We start from the raw sequence: 18,371 nt of genomic DNA, 5'->3' as shown, positions 1-18,371 counted from the left end.
TCAACTCCAGAGTGGTTCAGGTATCCCAGGCGGTCGTTCCGCCATCCCAGGTCGTGGCCCCCGCATCCCAGAGGGTCGCGTAATTGAAGGTCACGGTGGTGTGGGCCGCCGCGATCCGGCGCAGGAAGATCTCCAGGCTGACATCGCCCCACTCGACCAGCGCTTCTCCGACGGCGGTCCGGCCGGCGCGGGCATAGGTCGTGCGCTGCCCGGCGCTGTTGACCTGCCAGTGGAACGCCCAGGCCTCGCCCTGTGCCGGGTCGCCGGCCCGCGTGAAGCCGGCCCGCGCCGGGGCGAACTGCGTGATCCCGATCGAAATGCCCATCGCCGCGGCATAGGCGGTGATGACCGGCACCGATTGGCCGCCGATGCCGATCAGCTGGGCGAGGACGGCGCCATGGCGCTGCTGCATCGTCGCTTCGGCTTCCAGGCCGAGGGTGGCTTCCCACTCCGGCAGCAGACCCAGGGCGGTGGTGGGGAAGGCGTTGACCAGGAGCGCCCCGGCGTCCTCCGCCGACCGCTCGTAGACCGGGGCCAGCCCATCGAGGACCGCGGCCTGGGCGGTGCCCTCCTCGCGTGGCCAGATCCGGCCGGTGGGCAGCAGGGCCTGCATCGCCTGCCGGAAGGCGGAGGCGGTAAAGATCGGCGCCGGCATGGCATCAGCTCCAGGTGATGGTTCCGACGGTGAAGAGCCGGCCCGGCTGCGCCACCAGATCGGCGGTCGGGCTGACGATCCGGAAGGCATCGACGCCGGAGACCGCCTCCACCGCTTCCCACAGCCGGTTGAGCGGGATCGTGCCGCCCGGCGCTGCGTCGATGGCGAACTGGTCGACCAGCGCGGCCGACACCGCCGCCCTCGATGCCGCCGGGATGCCGCTGATGGTGATCGGCACCGGCGTGTTGACCGGCGCCACGACATAGACCAGGGCGGTGACCGGCTGGAGGCTCCACAGCGCGTTGGCCACCGTCAGCTGGTCGCCCGTGGCCCGCACCGCCCGGATGTCCGCCGCCGCCACCCCGTCCGTGCCCTGGGGGAAACCGCCATGGGCGGCCTGTGCATCGTCCAGCATGACATACACCACCACCGTTCCGGGCCCGGCCCCGGATCGCGAGACCCAGGCCCGGGTGACGCCGGGGACGGCGAGTGCCCAGCCGACGAAATCGTCGGCATCGCCGCCCTGGGCGGTGATCCGGTAGGCCGCCAGCATGCGGGCGCGGAGATCGTCGTCGGCCTCCAGGTCCGCGCCGCCGATGACGGCGGCAGCGGCCGCGCCGGTGGACTGCACGCCGGCGACCGCCCGGCCCAGCACCATCACGGCGCCGGCATCGGCATTGCCCGTGGCGCCGGCCTCGTCGGCCAGGATCGGCACTGCCACCGTGCCGCCGCCGCCGACGGCCGCGGCTGTCGACACGGTGTAGGCGGTGCCATCGGCGCGGATCACCGGCGTTCCGGCCGGCACCACCGTTCCTGGGGTTCCGGTCAGGGTGACGATGCCGGTGGCCGCGGTCGCCGGCTTGCGGAAGACGCCTTTCAGCGCCGCCCACCCCTCCAAAAACTCGTCGGTGCAGGTGAAGGGCACCGCCTGCCGGGCGATCCAGTCGAGATAGCCATAGTGCAGATGCGCCATGGCCGCCTGGATGTCGGACAGCACGCGCAGCACCGCCCGGCGCAGCAGGCCGGTTTCGGCACCGGTGGAGGCGGCGACATCCTGCGCAGTCTGCGCCCGCAGTTCGGACAGCGTCGGTCGGGAAAACGGCATTCAAGCCCCCCATGCCCAGGAATAGGAAAGGGCGACGGTGCGGCCGTCGCTCCGGAAGGCGGTGATGCGGGCGCCCAGCGTCGAGCGGCGCAGCCAGGCGGCCTCGATGTCGAAGCGGGCCACGACGCCGTCATCCACCAGCCATTGCAGGGCCTCCGCGATGTAGTCGCGGGCGCGGTGCAGCGTCTCGGTGGTCTGCTTGGCCCGCTCCAGCAGCCAGAGGCGCGAGCCCAGCTCCCGGTCGCCCCACCAGCCACGCCGGTCGGCGGTGCCGTCGGGGATGACGTCGTCTTTCAGCGCCGGCCGGTCGGTGAAGAGCGACAGCAGGATGGCGGTGGCCAAGTCGTCGCCGGTGTCGAGGTCGCCGCCGGGCGCAAAGGTCCAATCGCCGCGGCCATCGGCCGGCGACCAGGTGATGGTGATGTCCGCCATGGCTATTCCAGCTGGTTCGGGACGTTGGTCGAGCCGCTTCCCGTCTGCACACCGCTGTGGGTGTGGCCGTTGTAGACGTCGCGCATGCCCTTCATCGTGCGGGTCTGGGTGTCGCAGTGGTCGATGATGTCGCCGGTGACCAGAAGATCGGCCTCGATCCGGACCTTCGGCGTGCCGGTGATGGTGACGGGCTTGCCGGCGCCGCGGATCGTGATGCCGGCGCGGGTGATATGGATGATCTGCCCCTGGTCGTCGTGGAGCGCCACCTCGCCGCCCTTCAGCCCCTTCGGCCGGGCGGCCTGGTTGCCAGTGGCCACCGCGACGCCGGCGGAGCGGTCGCCGCCGACAAAGATCACCACGACGTCGGTGCCGACCGGCGGCACCGAGGTCAGCCCGTATTCGGCCAGACGCGGGGTGGTGTCGCGCACCTCGTCCTGGCCGAGGCGGACCTGGAGCATCTGCACGTTGCCGGCGTCGTTGACGGTGGTGACCCGGCCCCGGCCGATGGTCATCAGCAGCCGCGTGTAGAGCCGTTCCGCCATACCCATCATGTCCATCATCGCACCATGTCGTTGAGGGTCGGCATCAGCACCACCGGAGCGACGGCGAAGGCGTCGGGCGGCATCAGCACCAGGTCGGCCGCCGTGCCGGTGCGGTCGCGACGGTAGGTCACCTCGGCAACGATCCACTGCACGTCCGGGATCTTCAGGCTGGGCAGCTGGATGCGGACCAGCCGGTTCGGCGTCCACAGCATCCCCTCGCCGTCGCGCCAGCTGTCGGCGGTCAGCTGGACGCAATAGGACCGGCCGGCCCGGCGTGCCGCTTCCCACAGGCCGCGCCGCTGCGCCAGCCCGGCCGCCACCACGCCGGTTTCGGCGATGATGGTGCGCCGGCGATGGCGCGGCACCTCCTTGTCGTTCACCGTGACCAGGACGTCACCGGCAGTGCCGGTCTCGCCGACCGGGTTCATGTTGAGCATCCGGACCACGTACTCCGAAAACCGGAGGTCCATGCCGAACATGGCGGTGGCGCGCTCGACGTTCTTCCCTTGCGCGAAGCCGGATCCGTGCTTCCCGGTGCCAACCCGGGCCAGGATCAGGTTGCCGTCGGGGGCGTCATAAGCCAGCAGGGCATTGGCCCGGGTGATGCGTTCGATGACGCTGTACGGCGTCTCGCCCCACAGGAGGTTGATCTGCGGGATAGGCGGCCCGACATCGTCCAGCGCGCTGACGGTGATGCCGTAGGGCGCCGCCAGCTTCTGCGATATCGACAGCACCGAGGCGGAGCTGATCTGGTTGCTGTCCCACTCGGCCGAACAGTCGACCAGGTCCTGGCACTTGCTGCGGCCGGTGACGCGCAGGGTGTGGCGCTGCCCGTCGATGGACGGCATGAAGCGGTCGACATAGCCGGTCACCACCAGATCGTCGCCGATCCGCACCTGGCAGGCATCGCCGGGCTTGACCACGACGGCCTCCGCCTCGCCCGGGAAGCGCTCGGTGAACTCGATGTCGAAGTCGCTGGGCATGCGCTCGATGCCGCGGGTGACGCGCATGCCTTGCCAGCCCGACAGCTTGCGCGTGCCGGTGATCAGCGTCAGATCGTCCATGGACGGTTACTCCGCGAGCGCCCGGAAGGCGGTGGGCATGAAAGCGGGGTGGATCGGGTCCGCCTCCCGCACTAGCTCGTCCGCACGGGCCGGGTCCTGGTAGAGCCGCTGCGCCAGCACCAGGGCCGGCTGCGGGGTGGCGGTGATGACCGACACCAGCCGGGCCAGGTCGGCGGCGCGTTCCGTCAGATCGGCGACCAGCGCGGCGCGCAGCTGGCGCAAGGCCAGATAGGTGGCGTCCTCTCCGCCATCGCCGGCGCGGACGATCTCCGCGTCGATGACGTCGCGCAGGCGGTCGCGCACCTCCACCGCCTCGTTGTAGGAGGCGGGTTCCCAGCCGGCGGCGGCACGCGCCAGCTCGGCAATCGCGGCGCGGCGGTAGAGCGCCGCCACGGGGACGCCGGCGCCGGCGGTGACGCTGCTGTCGGTTGCCAGGGGGAGCAGCAGGCGGATGCGGTCGGCCGGGGTCGCGGCGGCCGCGGCGGCGGCCGAGACATGGGCGGCGATGGCGGTGGCGGTGTTCCCGGCCGTGTCGCCGCCGGTGACCGCCGCTGCCCTGGTGACGGTGGCCGCCGACCGCGAGACACCGCCGCGCGCCGTTGCGGTGGTTTTCTTCAGCGCCGGCAGGGTGGTGCCGCTCCGGGTGCCGCTGGCGCGGAAGAAGCGGCCGAACTCGCCCGGCAGATCGCGGATGGCGTTGTAGAGGTTGGTCGCGTCGTTGATGTAGCGCTCGACCGTCCGCACGTAATAGGAAACGGTGCCGACGATCTGGCGCAGCACCGCCCCGCCCTCGCGCAGCAGCGTCCCCACCGTCGAAACGAAGTCGGCCACGGCAGCCAGCCCCAGCGCGTCGGCGATGCCGGAAATCTCCGCGGCGCGATCGGCCACGCTGCCCGGGTAGAGCAGCCGGCCGGCCTCCACGAACTGGAAGGCGATCTCGCACACCCGGCCGAGGTCCCGCCGTTCGGCGATGCGGAAACGCAGCAGGGCCACCGATTTCCGGCCGAGAGTCGGGTGGACCAGTTCCCCCTCCCCCTCACCTTCGCAGGCACGCTGCAGCTGGTCGCGCTGGGTGAGGACGGAGCCGCCGCCATAGACGGCGGAATCCTCCACCAGGAAGCCGATCAGGCTGATGCGCCGCGGCGCCCGCCCCAGATCCTCCACCCACACGCTGTCCCGATAGGGGTATTCATGGACGGCGACCCGGCGGCCGAACTGGCTGTCGGAGGACAGCACGCCGAAGGGCACGCCCCGGAAGGAGGCGCGCTGCAGCTGGCTGTACCAGGGGCCGGGCGCCGACCCGAAGCCGGCCAGGTCGGTGCCCAGCCGCTCGGCCGCCGAAGCCACCTTCGAGACGCCGGCGGCGAGGTTCCTATAGGCGCTGGTGGCGGACATCAGGGCCTCGCAAAGCTGGGCATTGCATATTCGATGCGGGTGGGCACGAAGTTGCCGGAGGGTGTCTGCGCGGTGGCGGCGGTGCCCTCCGGCACGTTGCCGCCCAGGGTGACAGTGACGTTCACCTTTTGCTCGCCGCCGGCCGGCGCCTGCGACTGCAGGCGTTCCATCGCCGCGATGGAGGCGATGTATTTCTTGGTCTCCGACGGCAGGGGCCTGCCGTCGGCGATGTTGTCCTTCACCCGCTCGGGACCGGCGTTGTAGGCGGCGGCCGCCGTGGTTTCGTTGCCGAACCGCTTCAGCTGTTCCGACAGGTAGGCGACGCCCGCCTCGATGTTGGCGTCCGGATCGGTGATGCCGCCCTTGATGCCGTAGCGCCGGGCCATGTCGGCAAAGGTGCCGGGCATGACCTGCATCGGCCCGATGGCGCCGGCCGAACTGGTCAGCGGCAGGCCATCCTTGCCGAACTGCCTGCCGCCCGATTCCTGCTGCATGATGCGCCGCACGAAATTGGGGTCGATGCCGTATTTAGCCGACAGCGCGTTCACCTGCGGATCCCAGCGCCGGACGCGGTAGCTGACGCCTGCGGACGAGACTGCCCCGTTTGAGGAGGGCGGGACGGCGGTCGGAGCAGATCCGACGCCGCTCCCGTCACTCCCACCGGCCCAGTGCTTACCCAGGCCGGACAGCCAGGAATCAAAATCCGCTCGTCCAGCGGGTGACTGCTGCTGGGACGCTGGCGGCTGGGCGCCCCATGGGTTGAGCGTACCGTTCGCCTTCATCCTCTTCAGGATTTCGTCCTCGCCCTCGTTCGCCGTGGATGGCGTGAGAACGGTTACCGCTCCGACCAATGCGGCGATGACCGGATGAGCGGCCAAAGCCGTCGCGCCAGTCAGAACACCCCCCATGGCGGCGGCAAGGCTGGAGAACCCGGCCGTCAGGATGGCGACGCCCTTCCCGGCTGCGGCAAGGCCAACCACTGCCGCCCCGGTCAAAGCGATATCCGCCGCAAGCTCCTTGTTTTGCGAAATCCATTCCGTTGTGCTGTCGATCAGCGCGCCGAACCGACTGTTGAGCTTCGATTCCAAGGTGGTTCCGACGCCGGATGCCGCCGCTTCCAGCTTGTTGAGCGAGATGCCCAGATCTTCGGACCGCTTCTGCGTGTCCTCACTGACGTTCGCCAGCCGCTCGACCTCCTTGATGTAGGCGCTCCAGCCGGCCCGCCCTTTGCGGAGCATCGGCAGCAGGGCCTGCACCCCGAACATGCCGGCGATCCTGGCCTGGGTCTGCGGATTGGTCTGCTTGGCGATGGCGTCCGCCAGATCGCCCAGCGCCGCCTCGGCGTCGACCGCACCGGAGGCGGTGCGGCGCGTGGCGATGCCCAGGCTGTTGAGCATCGCCGCCGCCTCGTTGTTGCGACCGAAGGCGGCGTCCTGCAACGTGGTCGCCAGGGCGCCCAGGCTGCCGGTCATCTCGTCGGCGCCGACACCGGCCAGCTCGGCAGCACCGCGCAGGGTGCGCAGCCGGCCGGCGGCGATACCGATGCCGCGGGCGGCGTTGCCGGTGGCCACGCCGACGGCGCCCCAGTGCGCCACCAGCGCGCCGGCGCCGGCGATGGAGCCGGCGCCGAACACCAGCCCCAGCGAGTTGTTGAGCACGCCGACGCTGCGGGCGGCGTCCACCACCGGCCGGGCCAGACCGACCGCCCCTTTCTGCAGCCGGTCCAGCACCGAGGTATCGCCAACCCGCTCCATGGCGGAGCCGATTCGGCTCAACGACGGCGGCACCCGCGACAAAGCGGAGTTGACGCCGTTGACCACGCTGGAGGCGCGGTCGCGGGCCGTCAGGACGATCTGGAAGGTGTTGGCCATGTCAGTCCCGCTCGATCATGCGATTGGCCTGGTCAACCCACCAGGACAACTCGGTCCAGGTGAGAGACCAAGCGTCCCGTGGCCCCCAGCTGTAGAATTTGGTGGCCTCGGCAACGGCGTTCCGCCAATTGCCGGGCCAGCTCACATAAAACCCGCGAGGTAATCGACCGCCTGCTTGGCGTCGCGATAGCCGATCTTCTCGACGGCGGGCTTGGGAACGCCCGACACCAAGGAAACCAGGATGATGTCCGCCACCATGCCGCCACCGGCCTTCTGCGCGGCCGCCACCTCGCCGCAGGTCGGCTCCCGCAACCGCAGTTCGGGGTAAACCTTGCCGGTCAACTCCACCGGCTTGCGCAGTTCGATCACCAGCTCGTCCGGCTGGGTTTGGGTCTCGTTGTCCATCGCTTACGCCTCCTCGACCTGGGCGGACTCGAACTTGACGTCGAAGGTGCCCTCCGCCGCCTTCACCTCCTGGGCGTCCGTGGTCCAGGCGTTGCGGGCGGTGACCACCTTGCCGTTGGCCAGCTCCACCGTGACCGTGACGTTGGTCATGTCGTTGAAGGCGGCGACCGACAGGGAGCCGGCATCGCGGAAGGTGCCGCTGATGAAGCCGGCCTTCGGCTTTTCCGAATAGCCGTGGACGCCGTCCATACCGGTCAGCGTGTCTCGCGAGACGGTGGACGGCGAATAGGTGAGGTCGGCGGCCAGCATGTAGGTCGTGCCGTCGACCGTGATGTAAGCGGTGCCGGCAAGGCGCCGCGAGGTGTCGGCCATAAAGCGTCTCCTTTACGAGAGGCGGAACTGCGCCAGCAAGGCGAAGATCCGGAGCTGGTTGATCAGGATGCCCGGCCACAGGACATCGATGCGGTTGGGGTTGGTGCGGTTCTTCTCGACCACCAGGCCGGCCTTGAAGGCGTCGCCGTTCTGGACGTGGCCGTCGTATTCCAGCTCCCGGTATCGGGCGATCAGGTCGGCCTTGATGACGGCCGGCGTCACCACATTGGCGCCGGGACCGAAGCGGGTGCCATCGGCGGCCAGCTTCTTGCGGGCATACTTGCTGGTGATCACCGACTTCAGATCCCGCAGGACGAAGGCCAGCAGGAACAGCGTCTCGATCTCCAGATAGCTGTCGTCGGCCGCGCCGAAGCCGTTGCGCTGATAGGTCGTGATGACGTTTTCCAGCCTGCAGGTGCCGTCGGCGCCGACGTTGAAGGTGCTGATGCCGTCCCACAGCAGGATGTTGCGGCTGGACAGGTCGAAGCGCGAGGCGATCGGCGGCGCCAGCATGGTGGAGAGCGCCAGCGTCTGGAGCGGCGTGCCGGGGTCGGCGCGGAGGCTCACGGCCGCGGTGCCGGCGAAGTCGGCCGCCACGATCCAGGCCGGGGTCGGGCTGTCGTAGAAGCCCAGGATCGACACATGCTGGTCGTTGCGCGAGACGCCGAAGGTGGTCAGCGCCCCGACGGTGCCGCGATAGGCGGCGAAGCCATGGCCGTAGATCTGCTGCGCCCAGCTCCACCGGCCCGTGCTGTCGTTCAGCAGCGCCTTCAGCGCATCGAGCGAGGTCGCATCGGTGTAGGGGAAGACGATGAAGTCATAGGGCTGGTCGGCCAGGGCGGCGAAGGCGGTCGGCAGGGTCGGCGGGGTGGTGCCGCCGGCCATGGCGACGATGGCCACGGTCAGGCCGGCCGGCGTCGCTTCCCCGGCGGTGGCGCCACGGTAATTGACCCGCAGGTCCACCTCGTTGCCGCCCGGACCCTTGTTCTTCGCCGTCAAGGTGACCACGCCGGCGGCCGCCGCGGCCGTCACCGGCAGGGACGGCATCGCGGTGATGGTGGCGGCGAGCGCGGTGGCGATGGCGGCGACCGCCTGGCCGGACACCACCGGCTGCGCCACCAGCACGCCGCCGACGTAGAGCGCCAGCGTGCCGTTGGCCGTCGGGCTGCCGGTCAGGGTGATGGTGCCGGTCGCGGCCGTGGCGCCGGCGGCATCGGCCAGCGGCAACAGCCACACCTCGCCGAAGCTGTCGGAGGCGCGGTAGGCCTCGTACATCAGCGCCAGCTGCGAGCCGAGCCCGGCCAGCGACTGCGCTTCGCCCAGGCTGGGGCAGATGACCGGAGCGCCCGCGGTGGCGGTGCCGGAGCCGGTGATCTGGCCGACGATCAACGTCCGCATGGTCTGCGACGAGCTGTTGGCCCGGCTGTTGTCCACCTCGGCATAGAAGAGGGGCACCCGCAAGTTCTGCGGGATCTGCTTGAAGGCGACCATAGGTTAAGCCTCCTCGGCAACGGGCGGCGGAGCCGCGGTCTGGTCGGCCGGCACGACGTCACCGAAGACGTTCAGCAGGCGGGTCCAGTACGGGGTTTCGGGAACGTCCCGCCCGGCGTCGGGCAGAAAGTCGCGGAGGTCCGGGTCGCGGATCTGCAACCCGGGCTTGGGCTTCACGAACACGGGCGTGAACTCCTATGGAAAGTCGATGGACAGCCGGCCCTCGTCGCGCCCATCCGGACCGGAGGTGCGTGGCGCCGGCGGGACGGCATCGGGGAACGGCGGATCGGGATAGGTGCCGGTGGCGTCGAAGGGGCCGATGGTGTCGACATGGACGTCGACGCCCTGCAGCTCGTCCGTCACGGCCATCTCGAAGTCTTCGGGGTAGCGGAAGGCGAACTGCATGCGCAGCTCGCCGACATGCTTCTTGGTATCGGCCGTGACGCTGGTCTCGGTGCGGATCGCCGCCACCTGCTCGATGCTGGTGATGATCGCCCAGTCGGTCAGCACCGCCACCTTGATCTGGCGGCGCAGAGTGGAGAGATCCGCCTTGGCTGGCCGGGATACCAGTTGGCCTGCTTCAGCACCGGGTCCTTGGTGAAGGCCTGCCAGCTCTTGGTGGTGAAGACGACGTCGGTGACCACAGCACCCGACTTCTTCAGGACCAGGGTGGCCCAATTGTCCAGGTCGGTGGTCGGCGATGCCGTTTCGGCCGCGATGTTGACCGGCGTCCAGCGGGCGCCGCCCGACAGGGCGATGGTCAGGGCCGGATCGCGCTGGAAATCGATCAGCGTGGTGGGGAAGCCGTCGCCCTTGATGGTGACGGTGCCGGTGCACAGCGCCGACGATGCCATCCATTCCAGCCGGCGGTTCAGGATGTCGATCTGGTCGGCCATCTCCAGCTGGAGATTGATCATCTCGCGCTCGCCGGCGCTCATTTCTCCGCCGACGCGCTCGCCGATCTGGCGCCGGACCGGCTTGCGCAGGTCGGGGGCGCGCTTGTCCTTGATGTAGGCCGGCTTGAACTCGTTGGTCTGCATCCGGCGGCTTTCGACCAGCTTGCCGGCGACCAGCGGCGAGACGAACGGCGCCATGCGGCGGAGGCCGACATCGACGTCGATGGCCACCGTTTCCTTGTCGGACTCCACGATGTTCGGGAAGAAGCTGTCCAACAGCCAGTTCTGCGAGAGCTTCAGGTTCGGGACCACCCCGACCAGCGCGGCGGTGCTGTAGATGTCCATGGAAATGCCTCCGATCAGGACGGGTCGGCGGCCGAAACCGCCGTCTTGAGGAAGATGCCGGCGTCGCGCAGCACATCCTTGATGCTGGCGACCGTGTGGCCGGCACCCAGGATCAGCCTGGCGGCGTTGAACTCGCCGGTGAGGTAGACGCCGGCCGGCTTGTCGCCGCCGCCGGCGTCGACGGCGTCGGCCAGGATGACGGACGGCACCTGGCTGCCGTCGTTGGCGGCCGCGGTGCTGAGGGTGAACTTGCCGCCGGCGGTGATCCTGCCGAGCACGGCGCCGCGGGCCAGCACCTGGCCGGCGGCGACGGTGACGGTGTCGGTCACCAGCTGGAAGCGGCCGGCGATCAGCTGGTCCGGCACGAACTCGCTGGTGGCCATGCCCGGCTGGAAGGGCGAGCTGGAGAAGGTTGCCATGGGGGCGCTCCTTACTTCTTGGCCGCGCCGCCCGTGGCGCGGTCATAGGCGGCGGTCATGCGGGCGACGGTTTCGGCGGCGCTGCCCTTCTCCGGGCCGGCGCCGCCGTCGGGACCGACGGCCGGGCTGGGCACATTGGCCATGCGCTCGCCCAGGCCGCGCTTGCCCTGGGGCTGGCCGGTGACGGCGACGCCGGCCATCACGGTAATGGCCTGCTGCGCGCTCAGGTCGGTGGTGAAAGCCAGATTGGCGGCGACGTGCGGCATGCCGGCGGCGTGCGGGCTGGCGAAGATGGCGGTGCAGCGCTTGCGCTCGGCAGCACGGCCGGCGGCGTAGGTCTTTCCCTTCGCCTTGGCCTTCTTGGCCTCCTCCTTTTCCGTGTCGGCATCGGCGTCGTCATCGTCCAAGTCCTCAGCCTTGGCGTCGTCGTCGCCCTCCTCGGCCTTTTCCTCGTCCTCGTCGTCTTCAGCCGTTTCCTCGTCCTTTTCCTCGTTCTCGGCCCGCTTGGACTTTTCCTCCTTGCGGTTCTCGTCCTCAGCGCGCTTGCCCGAGGGGCGAAGCCCCAGCAGATGGGCAAACGCCCCCTTCGCGCCCGCAAAAGGCGAGTGCTTCATGATCGGTCTCCGGTGTGTGACTTGGGTTCAGCCCAACTCTTCGAGCAGGGCCAGGAAGGCGGCGTCAGGCGCCATCACCGCATCCGCAAGGCCCAGGGCGACACCCTGCTGCCCGAGGAAGGTCGCGGCTTGGGTATCCCGGACCTTGGCGGCCGGGAGTCCTCTGTTGCGGGCGACTGTCTCAACGAACAGGTCGCCCATCATGTCCACGTCGGCCTGGAAACGCATCCGAGCCTCTTTTGACAGTGGGATCTCGGGATGCCCGTCGGCCTTGCACGCACCATAGGTGATGAAGGTCACCTTGATGCCGAACTCGGCCAGAGCGGCCGACCAATCGACATGCATCCAGATCACACCGATGGAGCCGGTCCCACCGGTGCGGGGGACGTAGATGCGGCCTGGGTCGGCGGAGGATGCCAAGGCATACGCCGCCGAATAGGCATTTTCCGACAGAATGGCCGCAATCGGCTTGGCGCCGCGCGCCTCATAGATCGTGTCCGCCAGATCGAAGCAGCCGGCAACCTCACCGCCCGGCGAGTTGACGTCCAGCACGATGGCGCGGACCTCCGGATCGGCCACAGCTGCCAGGAAGCCCCGCCGGATCCAGTCATAGCCGGTTGCCCAGTAGCAACCCCAGCCGCCCTGGAACAGGACACCCCGGATTGGAATGATCGCCACCCCATCGATCAAGCCATACTGCCGCTCGCGCTCAGCTCCCCTCCCATAGCCAAAAGCCTGCGGTGCCGGTGCATCACCACGCAAAGCAGCCGCCAGCAGGTCGGCTTCCTGCTGCACCAGCGCCAGCGGACGGTTCGATAGCCGGCGAGCAATCTCGAAAATCTGGCTCATTGTGCATCCGGTTTCTTCGGCGGCGCCGCCGCCTGGTTGGCGGGGATGTTCATGGCCGCCCAGCTGGGCGGGTCCATGCCACGGTCCTTGAAGGCCTGGATTTCGCGGGCGCGCTGGTCGAGCACCTCCTCCCAATCCTGGCCGGTGTTCTCCGCGCACTCCTCCTCCAGAGTGGACAGCGCGGCGTCCATGCCCAGGACCGCCCCCTGTTTCTCGGCCACCGGGTCGATCCAGCCCCGGCCCGGCCCCATCCAGCGGCAGCGGGCATAGGCGCCGCGGGCGTCGATGAACTCCGGCACCACGCCCGACGGCATCGGCAGGCTGTCGACCTCCATCGCCTCCTCGAGCCACGATGCGTAGACCGGCGAGGCGAAGCCGGTGGCGAAGTCGGCACGCCGGCGGGTCAGCGTCTTCCACGCCTCCAGCAGCGCGGCGCGGGCGCTGGAATAGTTGACGTCCGACCAGTCGTTGGAGAGCTGCTGCGCGCTGATGCCGATGCCGGCGGCCGCGTTGCGCAGCACCGCCCCCTCGAAGGCGGCGAAGTTGCTGGTCGGCCGGGCGGCCGCCACCGTGTTGATGGACTCGCCGGGGAACAGGATGGGCATCCGCACCCCGCCCAGCATGGTGCGCCGTTCATTGTGGTAGTCGGCACGCGCATCCTGGTAGGCCCCGACACCGTCGCCGGTGCCGAGTGCATCCTGTACCACCGCCGGATCGTGCGGGCTGGTGATGTAGGCGCCGAAGATCGCGTTGACGATCGCCGCGTCCAGCTCGGTGCCGTCGTACTTGATCAGCATCTTCAGCCGCTGCAGCACCGGGGTCAGCACGCCGGCGCCGCCGCGGTGCTGTTCGCCGCGATCGGCATCGAAGTCGTGGACGATCAGCGGCCGGCCCCAGGCGGTTTCGCGCGGGATGCGGTCCCAGGTGACGCTGTCGCCGCCGGCATACCAGTCGTTCTGGTGGGCCTTGCGGATGTGGTAGGCGAGCGCCGCCCCATGCCGGTCGATCTCGACGCCGCCGCGCATGTGGCGCTGGTCGAACTGCATCTGCGGGTTGGACAGCCGGTCGGGATCGATCAGCTGCACCACGGTGCAGTATTTCGCCCGGCCCCGCCCCACCCGCTCCGGCATCCAGGGCAACGCGGCCAGGGCGTCGCCGTCGACCAGCTTGTGCCGGAAGGCGATCCGGAAGATCTGCGACATGGTGCGTTGCCGCTGGGCATCGCAGTAGCGGCCGGGATCGTCGGCCCACAGGCGCCAGCCCGCCTCCACCGCGCGTCCGAACTCGTCCGCCCAGCGTGCGTCGAATCCGCTGTTGCCGGTCATCAGGGCGAGCGCCCGGTAATCGGGCTTGGCGATCGGCCGGAAGCTGGCGCCGACGGCGTTGTCCAGGATGCGGGTGACGGCGCCCGATGCCCAGCCGTCGTTGCGCACCAGGTCGCGCACACGGCTGACGATGCGGTCGCGGTACGGGGTGAGGTCGCTGTCGGCCGAGCCGAGATAGGGCTGCCACGCCGCCAGATGCTGGCCCTGGGTGTCGGCCGCATCGTAGGGGGTGGAGCCGCCGCCGGCCAGCATCGAGGCGCGGCGGGGCGATGCCGGCAGCGGGGTGACGCCGTCCGGCCCGTAGAGGACGATTGCGTTCATGGTGCCCTACCGGAACAGGAAGCCGACGGCGCGGCGGGTGGAGCCGATGCCGAGCTGGCGCTGGATGGTCTGGATCAGCCCCGTCAGCTTGGTGGCGTCGGTCGGCGCATAGGTGATGGAGCGGGAGCCGTTGCCCTGGGTGTAGGCGACGGACACCGGCTTGCCACCGGTCTGAACGTCGATCAGCGCCTTCTGCGCGGTGACGAGTGCGGCACGCAGCTCGCCTTCCGTCATCCCGGCCAGGATGCCGCTGGTCATGTCGGTCATGGTGATTCCTTCAGGCGAGGCGGCTGGACAGGCTGCGCCGGGGCGGCGTCGGTTGCGGAGTGCCGGTGACGGCGGAAATGACGGTGGCCAGGGTCGAAATCACCGCGGCGGCCTCCGCCGCCTTCACCTCTTCCGACGACGTGACCATCGAGTTTTCATCCCACGGCGCCGCCCACGCGGGCGGCCTGTCCCAGTTGATGCGGTTGATGCCGTGGAGGTGGGCCACGACGTGGTTGCCGACCATGGTGTCCAGGGCCTCGTTGCGGACCGAGGCGCTGGTCTTCTCCCAGCGGCCGTTGGGTAGCCGGTGCTCGGCCACCAGCTGCTCGAACCACGGGTGCGGCGGCGCCTTGGCCCGCAGGGCGGCCGGGAAATGGATCGCCCAGGGGCCGTCCTCCGCCTTCTGCAGCTGACCGTTGAGGTCATCCTTGAAGCTGTTCGGGTTGAAGACGCCGACCGGCACGGTGCCGTTGGAGCCGAACTTCTTCCCGGCCTGGGCCGAGGTATCCGGATAGGTCACGCTCAACCGCGGCGCCATCAGGCCGGAAGCGCCTTTGGTCGGGATCACGTTGTAGACGTCCCGGCCGCCGATCTTGCCGTGAAGCTTGATCAGCTGACGCTTCCGCCAGCGGGTCCAGGCATCGTAGGCCTGCTGGCTGACGCCGGGCTGGCCACCGGAGTCGAAGCCGGCGGCGCGCAGGCCCATATGCCGGCCGGAGCCGTCGGCCAGCGGATAGGTCTTCAGCAGCACCTTCTCCACCAGCTGGTCCCAATCCTCCGGGCTGGTCGCCGGATCGCCGGCCACCCGGAAGCGGTCGATCACCCAGCTTTCGCCCTTCACCCCCCAACCGCGGAACAGCACGTCGAAATGCGCGATCTGGACATCCCAGAAGGCGGTGATGAAGCGCACCCCTTCGGGAACCGAGCCGAGGTGCAGCTGGACGGATGCCCGTTCCGCGATGTCGGTCCCCAGCAGCAGCCCGACCGTGCGGGGCGGGGAATAGGGAATGCCGAACTGCTTCACGATGACCTGGCGCAGCGTCTCGTCCTCGCCGGTCATCTCCATTTCCCGTTCGGCCTTCGCTTTGGCCCGGGCCAGGGCGCCGATGCCGCCCAGCACGAAGGGAGACATCGTGCCGGTGATCCAAAAGCCGGCGGTGGCGCGGCGCACCCGCTCGCCGGTGACGGTGCCGTCCTCCGCGATGGTCTGGCCGTCGCCGATCCAGCGGCCGGTGGCCAGCATGCCGCGGCGCTCGCCGTCCTCGATGCGGCACTGGTTCACCGGACACAGCAGCCGGGCATTGGCCTCCACCTCGTCCAGCGTGCCCTCCTCCGGATAGTCCAGCACCATCACGCGGGCGGCGATCGGCGCCGGCGACGAGAAGGCGCCGCAGTGCGGGCATCGCCAGTACCAGACCCGCCGGTCGCTGTCGGCGTACATGGCCATGATCCCCGCGGTCCAATCGCGGGCGGGGTTCATGCCCTTCGCCTTGTCGGGGTGGCTCACGGCCAGGATCATCGACTGCCGGCCAAAGGTCTGGCGCCGGACGTCGAAGAGTGCCTTGACGTCGCCCATCTCCCCATAGGCGTCGATCTCGTCGGCGACGATGCGCGGCGCCGACTTGTTGATCAGGTTGCGCTTCGTCGCCGGCAGGAACTCCGCCCGCATGGTGCGGAAATTCTTGAAGTGCAGGCTGTCGTCCACCGACCGGGTGCCGAGGCGGGATTCCATATCCTCATGCGCCTCGATCATCGGATTGATGCGCGACTTGACGTAGGCCTCCACCGCCTGGTCGGTCTGCATGTACCAGAGCAGGTTGGCCGGATCCGACGCGACGGCGTGCAGCAGCCAGTTCTCCGCGATCGTGGTCTTCGCCGACTGGCCCGGGCCGATGACGGCGACGGTCAGGTGATCCAGCGAGGTCAGGCACTCCATCGGCTCGACCACGTAGGGCACCTGGTCGTTGCGCCACTTGCCGACGTAGCCGCCGCCCTCGTTGGCCAGCACGCGTTTCATCTCCGCGAACTCGGCCACCGTCCGGCGCTCCGGAGGCAGCAGGGCGGCCAGGGCCTCCTCGGCCAGCAGCCACCCCGATGCAAATTCAGGTTCCTGCATCCCGCATCGCCTTCCGCAGATCGAGCACCATCTGGCTGCGCAGATCGTCAACGATCTCGCGCAGCACCGGCATCGCGTCCTCGTCCAGCCCCAGCCGCTTGATCATCAGGACCGGGATGCCGTCGATCCCCTTGGACAGGTGGGACAGCATGGTGGCCAGCACCGTGCGCATCTCCTCCGCCTCCACCAGCTCGGAGCGGCTGAGGCGGAGCTTGTCTTCGATCATCGCCGCCTGGGCGGCGTCCTTGCGCTGCTTGGCCGTGGCCTCGCCGGCATGCTGGGCCGACCCCTGTCGGCGCCGCGGCGCCGGCGGGTCCTCTTCGTCCTCCAGGTCGAACACCGGCGGCGGAGGTGGCGCCGGCCTGCGCGGTGCCGGCCGGGGTGGTGCCGACCGGGGCGGAGGAGGAGGCGCCGCCTCCGGATCCAGATAGGCCCGGACCGCCGCGAGGTCGAACTCCCACCCGCCGGCCTTTGTGCCGCGGGTGACCACCGGAAAGCCGGCGTCGGACTCCAGACGCCGGTCCAACTTCGGCCGGGTCCAGCCCAGCGCCTCGACCAGCTCCTTCTTGCCGACCGTCGGACCGGCCGTGTAACGCGGCGGTGTAACGCCGGCCTTGGCGGCCGTTACACGCTTCGTCGGTGACGCCATTGGTTTCGCTCCGCTTTTCCCTCCGTCCGGGAGCGTGTAACGGACCGTGTAACGCGTTTTTTTTGCTCAACGAGTGGCAGAGCCCGCGGTGCGCAATGCCCGCGTTTGCCGATCCCCCTAGGAAGGACCCATTGAGGGGGGGGTACCCCCCTCCGGCCCCTCGCCCCCCAGGGCGGCCGAGGATGGCGCCTGGACGGCCTCCAGCAGCTCCTCCATGTCCACCCCCCGCTCGACCGTGACAGGCATTGCCGGGTCGGCAGCGAAGGCCGCTTGGCAAAAGGCTGCCTGGTAGGGGGTGGGCTCCTCCACCCAGAGCCTCCCCCTCCGACACACCAGCTCCTCCTCCAACCGGATCGCCTTCGCCAAGGCAAGGGCGGCGTCGGTGTTGGCGCCCAGCGTGGCGGTCAGCGGAACCGGGCAGTTGATCCACTTCAGCGTCAGCACCAGCTGGGCGCGGACGTCGTCGGGCGCGGCCGTGGCCACCTCGCCCAACCGGATGATGCGGTCGATCAGTTCCAAGTCAGCCATCACCGCCTCGTTGCTGTGGCCAGGGCCTCGCCCATGGCCTTGTTGAACTCTGCCTGCAGGGAGGCCTGCACTACGTCCTTGGCCCGCTCCCGGTAGCCCAGGCGCTGCTGGACGGGCAGCGCGTCGCCGAACCGAACCAGCAGCTTCAGCCCGGTCTTCACGCCGTCCACCTTGCCGATCCGGCCCTTCGTCCCGTACTCGCGCCGATAGCCGGCCTTCGGGTCCGCCCGCCGGTAATCCCGCGGGGGGCGCTGCCAGATGCCGCTGATGCTCTGGCCGCTCTTGAAGGCGACGGTGCCGACGAAGGTGTCCGGCCGGGCCGCCAGCCGGCGGAGCTTGCCCTTGGGCAGATTGCCGTACTGGTTGAGCTGAACGTTCTTCGGGTTGAACAGCGTGCCGCCCCGTTTGCTGGGCGGCAGATGGTGCTGACCGCCCAGCTCGAAGGGCTCCAGGTACTTCGCCGCGATGTCCTTGACGAAGATGATGGCCGTCAGGTCCGCCTTCCGGGCCGCCTTGACGCCGACGGCGCGCTGGGTGAACAGGGTCGGCCGGTCGAACACCTCCGTCAGGGCCTCCTTCTCAGCCGCCTGGACCTTCTTCGCCACCGCGGTCAGGGCACGCGCGGTGGCGAAGGGGATCTGATCCTTGGCCAGCCCGGTCAGCGTCGACTGCAGCGGCTTCAGGTCGGCGCGGACATCGAGGGCGAGCAT

General features: G+C 69.5%; 22 protein-coding genes. All 22 read right to left on the bottom strand.

What is annotated here, in order from left to right:
* Nucleotides 1–16 precede the first annotated feature (16 nt).
* Entirely contained in the window at nt 17–655 is a 639-nt protein-coding gene (locus TSH64_RS02790) for a putative phage tail protein (RefSeq protein WP_199237414.1), read from the bottom strand.
* 4 nt (nt 656–659) lie between these two features.
* Nucleotides 660–1,760 carry a baseplate J/gp47 family protein gene (locus TSH64_RS02785; RefSeq protein WP_109095469.1) on the bottom strand — a complete coding sequence of 367 codons (1,101 nt, stop codon included), beginning with the start codon at nt 1,758–1,760 and terminating at the stop codon, nt 660–662.
* Complete coding sequence (locus TSH64_RS02780) at nt 1,761–2,192, bottom strand: phage GP46 family protein (protein WP_109095468.1); 432 nt, start codon at nt 2,190–2,192, stop codon at nt 1,761–1,763.
* Between the two features lie 2 nt (nt 2,193–2,194).
* Nucleotides 2,195–2,752 carry a phage baseplate assembly protein V gene (locus tag TSH64_RS02775; RefSeq protein WP_109095467.1) on the bottom strand — a complete coding sequence of 186 codons (558 nt, stop codon included), beginning with the start codon at nt 2,750–2,752 and terminating at the stop codon, nt 2,195–2,197.
* On the bottom strand, nt 2,749–3,798 hold the full coding sequence (locus TSH64_RS02770; RefSeq protein WP_109095466.1) for a phage baseplate assembly protein: 1,050 nt from the start codon (nt 3,796–3,798) through the stop codon (nt 2,749–2,751). Before TSH64_RS02770 ends, TSH64_RS02775 begins: the two co-directional genes overlap by 4 nt.
* Before the next feature lie 6 nt (nt 3,799–3,804).
* Complete coding sequence (locus TSH64_RS02765) at nt 3,805–5,193, bottom strand: DNA circularization N-terminal domain-containing protein (RefSeq protein WP_109095465.1); 1,389 nt, start codon at nt 5,191–5,193, stop codon at nt 3,805–3,807.
* A complete protein-coding gene (locus TSH64_RS02760; protein WP_146207982.1) occupies nt 5,193–7,064 on the bottom strand; it encodes a transglycosylase SLT domain-containing protein in 1,872 nt (623 codons plus the stop codon). Before TSH64_RS02760 ends, TSH64_RS02765 begins: the two co-directional genes overlap by 1 nt.
* A 141-nt stretch (nt 7,065–7,205) precedes the next feature.
* On the bottom strand, nt 7,206–7,469 hold the full coding sequence (locus tag TSH64_RS02750; protein ID WP_109095462.1) for a phage tail assembly protein: 264 nt from the start codon (nt 7,467–7,469) through the stop codon (nt 7,206–7,208).
* Between the two features lie 3 nt (nt 7,470–7,472).
* Nucleotides 7,473–7,841 (bottom strand): phage tail tube protein, encoded by a 369-nt coding sequence (locus TSH64_RS02745; protein ID WP_109095461.1) that lies wholly within the window; start codon nt 7,839–7,841, stop codon nt 7,473–7,475.
* Between the two features lie 12 nt (nt 7,842–7,853).
* Nucleotides 7,854–9,332, bottom strand: a complete 1,479-nt coding sequence (locus TSH64_RS02740; protein ID WP_109095460.1) for a phage tail sheath subtilisin-like domain-containing protein — start codon at nt 9,330–9,332, stop codon at nt 7,854–7,856.
* Nucleotides 9,333–9,335: 3 nt separating this feature from the next.
* Entirely contained in the window at nt 9,336–9,515 is a 180-nt protein-coding gene (locus TSH64_RS02735; protein ID WP_109095459.1) for a DUF2635 domain-containing protein, read from the bottom strand.
* Between the two features lie 12 nt (nt 9,516–9,527).
* A complete protein-coding gene (locus tag TSH64_RS02730; protein WP_199237412.1) occupies nt 9,528–9,842 on the bottom strand; it encodes a hypothetical protein in 315 nt (104 codons plus the stop codon).
* Entirely contained in the window at nt 9,836–10,573 is a 738-nt protein-coding gene (locus TSH64_RS02725; RefSeq protein WP_109095457.1) for a major capsid protein, read from the bottom strand. The genes TSH64_RS02730 and TSH64_RS02725 overlap by 7 nt, the downstream gene beginning before the upstream one ends.
* Nucleotides 10,574–10,587: 14 nt before the next feature.
* Nucleotides 10,588–10,992 (bottom strand): head decoration protein, encoded by a 405-nt coding sequence (locus TSH64_RS02720; protein ID WP_109095456.1) that lies wholly within the window; start codon nt 10,990–10,992, stop codon nt 10,588–10,590.
* An 11-nt stretch (nt 10,993–11,003) separates the two neighbouring features.
* Nucleotides 11,004–11,606 carry a hypothetical protein gene (locus tag TSH64_RS02715; protein ID WP_109095455.1) on the bottom strand — a complete coding sequence of 201 codons (603 nt, stop codon included), beginning with the start codon at nt 11,604–11,606 and terminating at the stop codon, nt 11,004–11,006.
* Nucleotides 11,607–11,633: 27 nt separating this feature from the next.
* Nucleotides 11,634–12,455 (bottom strand): S49 family peptidase, encoded by an 822-nt coding sequence (locus tag TSH64_RS02710; protein WP_109095454.1) that lies wholly within the window; start codon nt 12,453–12,455, stop codon nt 11,634–11,636.
* Nucleotides 12,452–14,101 (bottom strand): phage portal protein, encoded by a 1,650-nt coding sequence (locus tag TSH64_RS02705; RefSeq protein ID WP_109095453.1) that lies wholly within the window; start codon nt 14,099–14,101, stop codon nt 12,452–12,454. The genes TSH64_RS02710 and TSH64_RS02705 overlap by 4 nt, the downstream gene beginning before the upstream one ends.
* Nucleotides 14,102–14,107: 6 nt before the next feature.
* Nucleotides 14,108–14,368 carry a gpW family head-tail joining protein gene (gene gpW / locus TSH64_RS02700; protein WP_109095452.1) on the bottom strand — a complete coding sequence of 87 codons (261 nt, stop codon included), beginning with the start codon at nt 14,366–14,368 and terminating at the stop codon, nt 14,108–14,110.
* A 10-nt stretch (nt 14,369–14,378) separates the two neighbouring features.
* Nucleotides 14,379–16,484: a terminase gpA endonuclease subunit gene (locus tag TSH64_RS02695; protein ID WP_109095451.1), complete on the bottom strand. Its 2,106-nt coding sequence runs from the start codon at nt 16,482–16,484 to the stop codon at nt 14,379–14,381.
* Nucleotides 16,471–17,133, bottom strand: coding sequence for a hypothetical protein (locus tag TSH64_RS35765; RefSeq protein WP_199237411.1), 663 nt, complete (start codon nt 17,131–17,133; stop codon nt 16,471–16,473). The genes TSH64_RS02695 and TSH64_RS35765 overlap by 14 nt, the downstream gene beginning before the upstream one ends.
* A 117-nt stretch (nt 17,134–17,250) precedes the next feature.
* Nucleotides 17,251–17,661, bottom strand: a complete 411-nt coding sequence (locus TSH64_RS35560) for a hypothetical protein (protein ID WP_158285330.1) — start codon at nt 17,659–17,661, stop codon at nt 17,251–17,253.
* Nucleotides 17,661–18,371, bottom strand: a complete 711-nt coding sequence (locus tag TSH64_RS02685) for a hypothetical protein (protein ID WP_109095450.1) — start codon at nt 18,369–18,371, stop codon at nt 17,661–17,663. The genes TSH64_RS35560 and TSH64_RS02685 overlap by 1 nt, the downstream gene beginning before the upstream one ends.

The sequence above is a fragment of the Azospirillum sp. TSH64 genome, assembly GCF_003116035.1.
Lineage (GTDB): Bacteria > Pseudomonadota > Alphaproteobacteria > Azospirillales > Azospirillaceae > Azospirillum.
This window is presented reverse-complemented; position numbering and strand designations above follow the sequence as displayed.

Excerpts from the sequence above, each read along its gene's own strand:
- TSH64_RS02790 (WP_199237414.1), bottom strand. The coding sequence starts at position 655 with ATGCCGGCGCCGATCTTTACCGCCTCCGCCTTCCGGCAGGCGATGCAG.
- TSH64_RS02785 (WP_109095469.1), bottom strand. The coding sequence starts at position 1,760 with ATGCCGTTTTCCCGACCGACGCTGTCCGAACTGCGGGCGCAGACTGCG.
- TSH64_RS02780 (WP_109095468.1), bottom strand. The coding sequence starts at position 2,192 with ATGGCGGACATCACCATCACCTGGTCGCCGGCCGATGGCCGCGGCGAT.
- TSH64_RS02775 (WP_109095467.1), bottom strand. The coding sequence starts at position 2,752 with ATGATGGACATGATGGGTATGGCGGAACGGCTCTACACGCGGCTGCTG.
- TSH64_RS02770 (WP_109095466.1), bottom strand. The coding sequence starts at position 3,798 with ATGGACGATCTGACGCTGATCACCGGCACGCGCAAGCTGTCGGGCTGG.
- TSH64_RS02765 (WP_109095465.1), bottom strand. The coding sequence starts at position 5,193 with ATGTCCGCCACCAGCGCCTATAGGAACCTCGCCGCCGGCGTCTCGAAG.
- TSH64_RS02760 (WP_146207982.1), bottom strand. The coding sequence starts at position 7,064 with ATGGCCAACACCTTCCAGATCGTCCTGACGGCCCGCGACCGCGCCTCC.
- TSH64_RS02750 (WP_109095462.1), bottom strand. The coding sequence starts at position 7,469 with ATGGACAACGAGACCCAAACCCAGCCGGACGAGCTGGTGATCGAACTG.
- TSH64_RS02745 (WP_109095461.1), bottom strand. The coding sequence starts at position 7,841 with ATGGCCGACACCTCGCGGCGCCTTGCCGGCACCGCTTACATCACGGTC.
- TSH64_RS02740 (WP_109095460.1), bottom strand. The coding sequence starts at position 9,332 with ATGGTCGCCTTCAAGCAGATCCCGCAGAACTTGCGGGTGCCCCTCTTC.
- TSH64_RS02725 (WP_109095457.1), bottom strand. The coding sequence starts at position 10,573 with ATGGACATCTACAGCACCGCCGCGCTGGTCGGGGTGGTCCCGAACCTG.
- TSH64_RS02720 (WP_109095456.1), bottom strand. The coding sequence starts at position 10,992 with ATGGCAACCTTCTCCAGCTCGCCCTTCCAGCCGGGCATGGCCACCAGC.
- TSH64_RS02715 (WP_109095455.1), bottom strand. The coding sequence starts at position 11,606 with ATGAAGCACTCGCCTTTTGCGGGCGCGAAGGGGGCGTTTGCCCATCTG.
- TSH64_RS02710 (WP_109095454.1), bottom strand. The coding sequence starts at position 12,455 with ATGAGCCAGATTTTCGAGATTGCTCGCCGGCTATCGAACCGTCCGCTG.
- TSH64_RS02705 (WP_109095453.1), bottom strand. The coding sequence starts at position 14,101 with ATGAACGCAATCGTCCTCTACGGGCCGGACGGCGTCACCCCGCTGCCG.
- gpW (WP_109095452.1), bottom strand. The coding sequence starts at position 14,368 with ATGACCGACATGACCAGCGGCATCCTGGCCGGGATGACGGAAGGCGAG.
- TSH64_RS02695 (WP_109095451.1), bottom strand. The coding sequence starts at position 16,484 with ATGCAGGAACCTGAATTTGCATCGGGGTGGCTGCTGGCCGAGGAGGCC.
- TSH64_RS35765 (WP_199237411.1), bottom strand. The coding sequence starts at position 17,133 with ATGGCGTCACCGACGAAGCGTGTAACGGCCGCCAAGGCCGGCGTTACA.
- TSH64_RS35560 (WP_158285330.1), bottom strand. The coding sequence starts at position 17,661 with ATGGCTGACTTGGAACTGATCGACCGCATCATCCGGTTGGGCGAGGTG.
- TSH64_RS02685 (WP_109095450.1), bottom strand. The coding sequence starts at position 18,371 with ATGCTCGCCCTCGATGTCCGCGCCGACCTGAAGCCGCTGCAGTCGACG.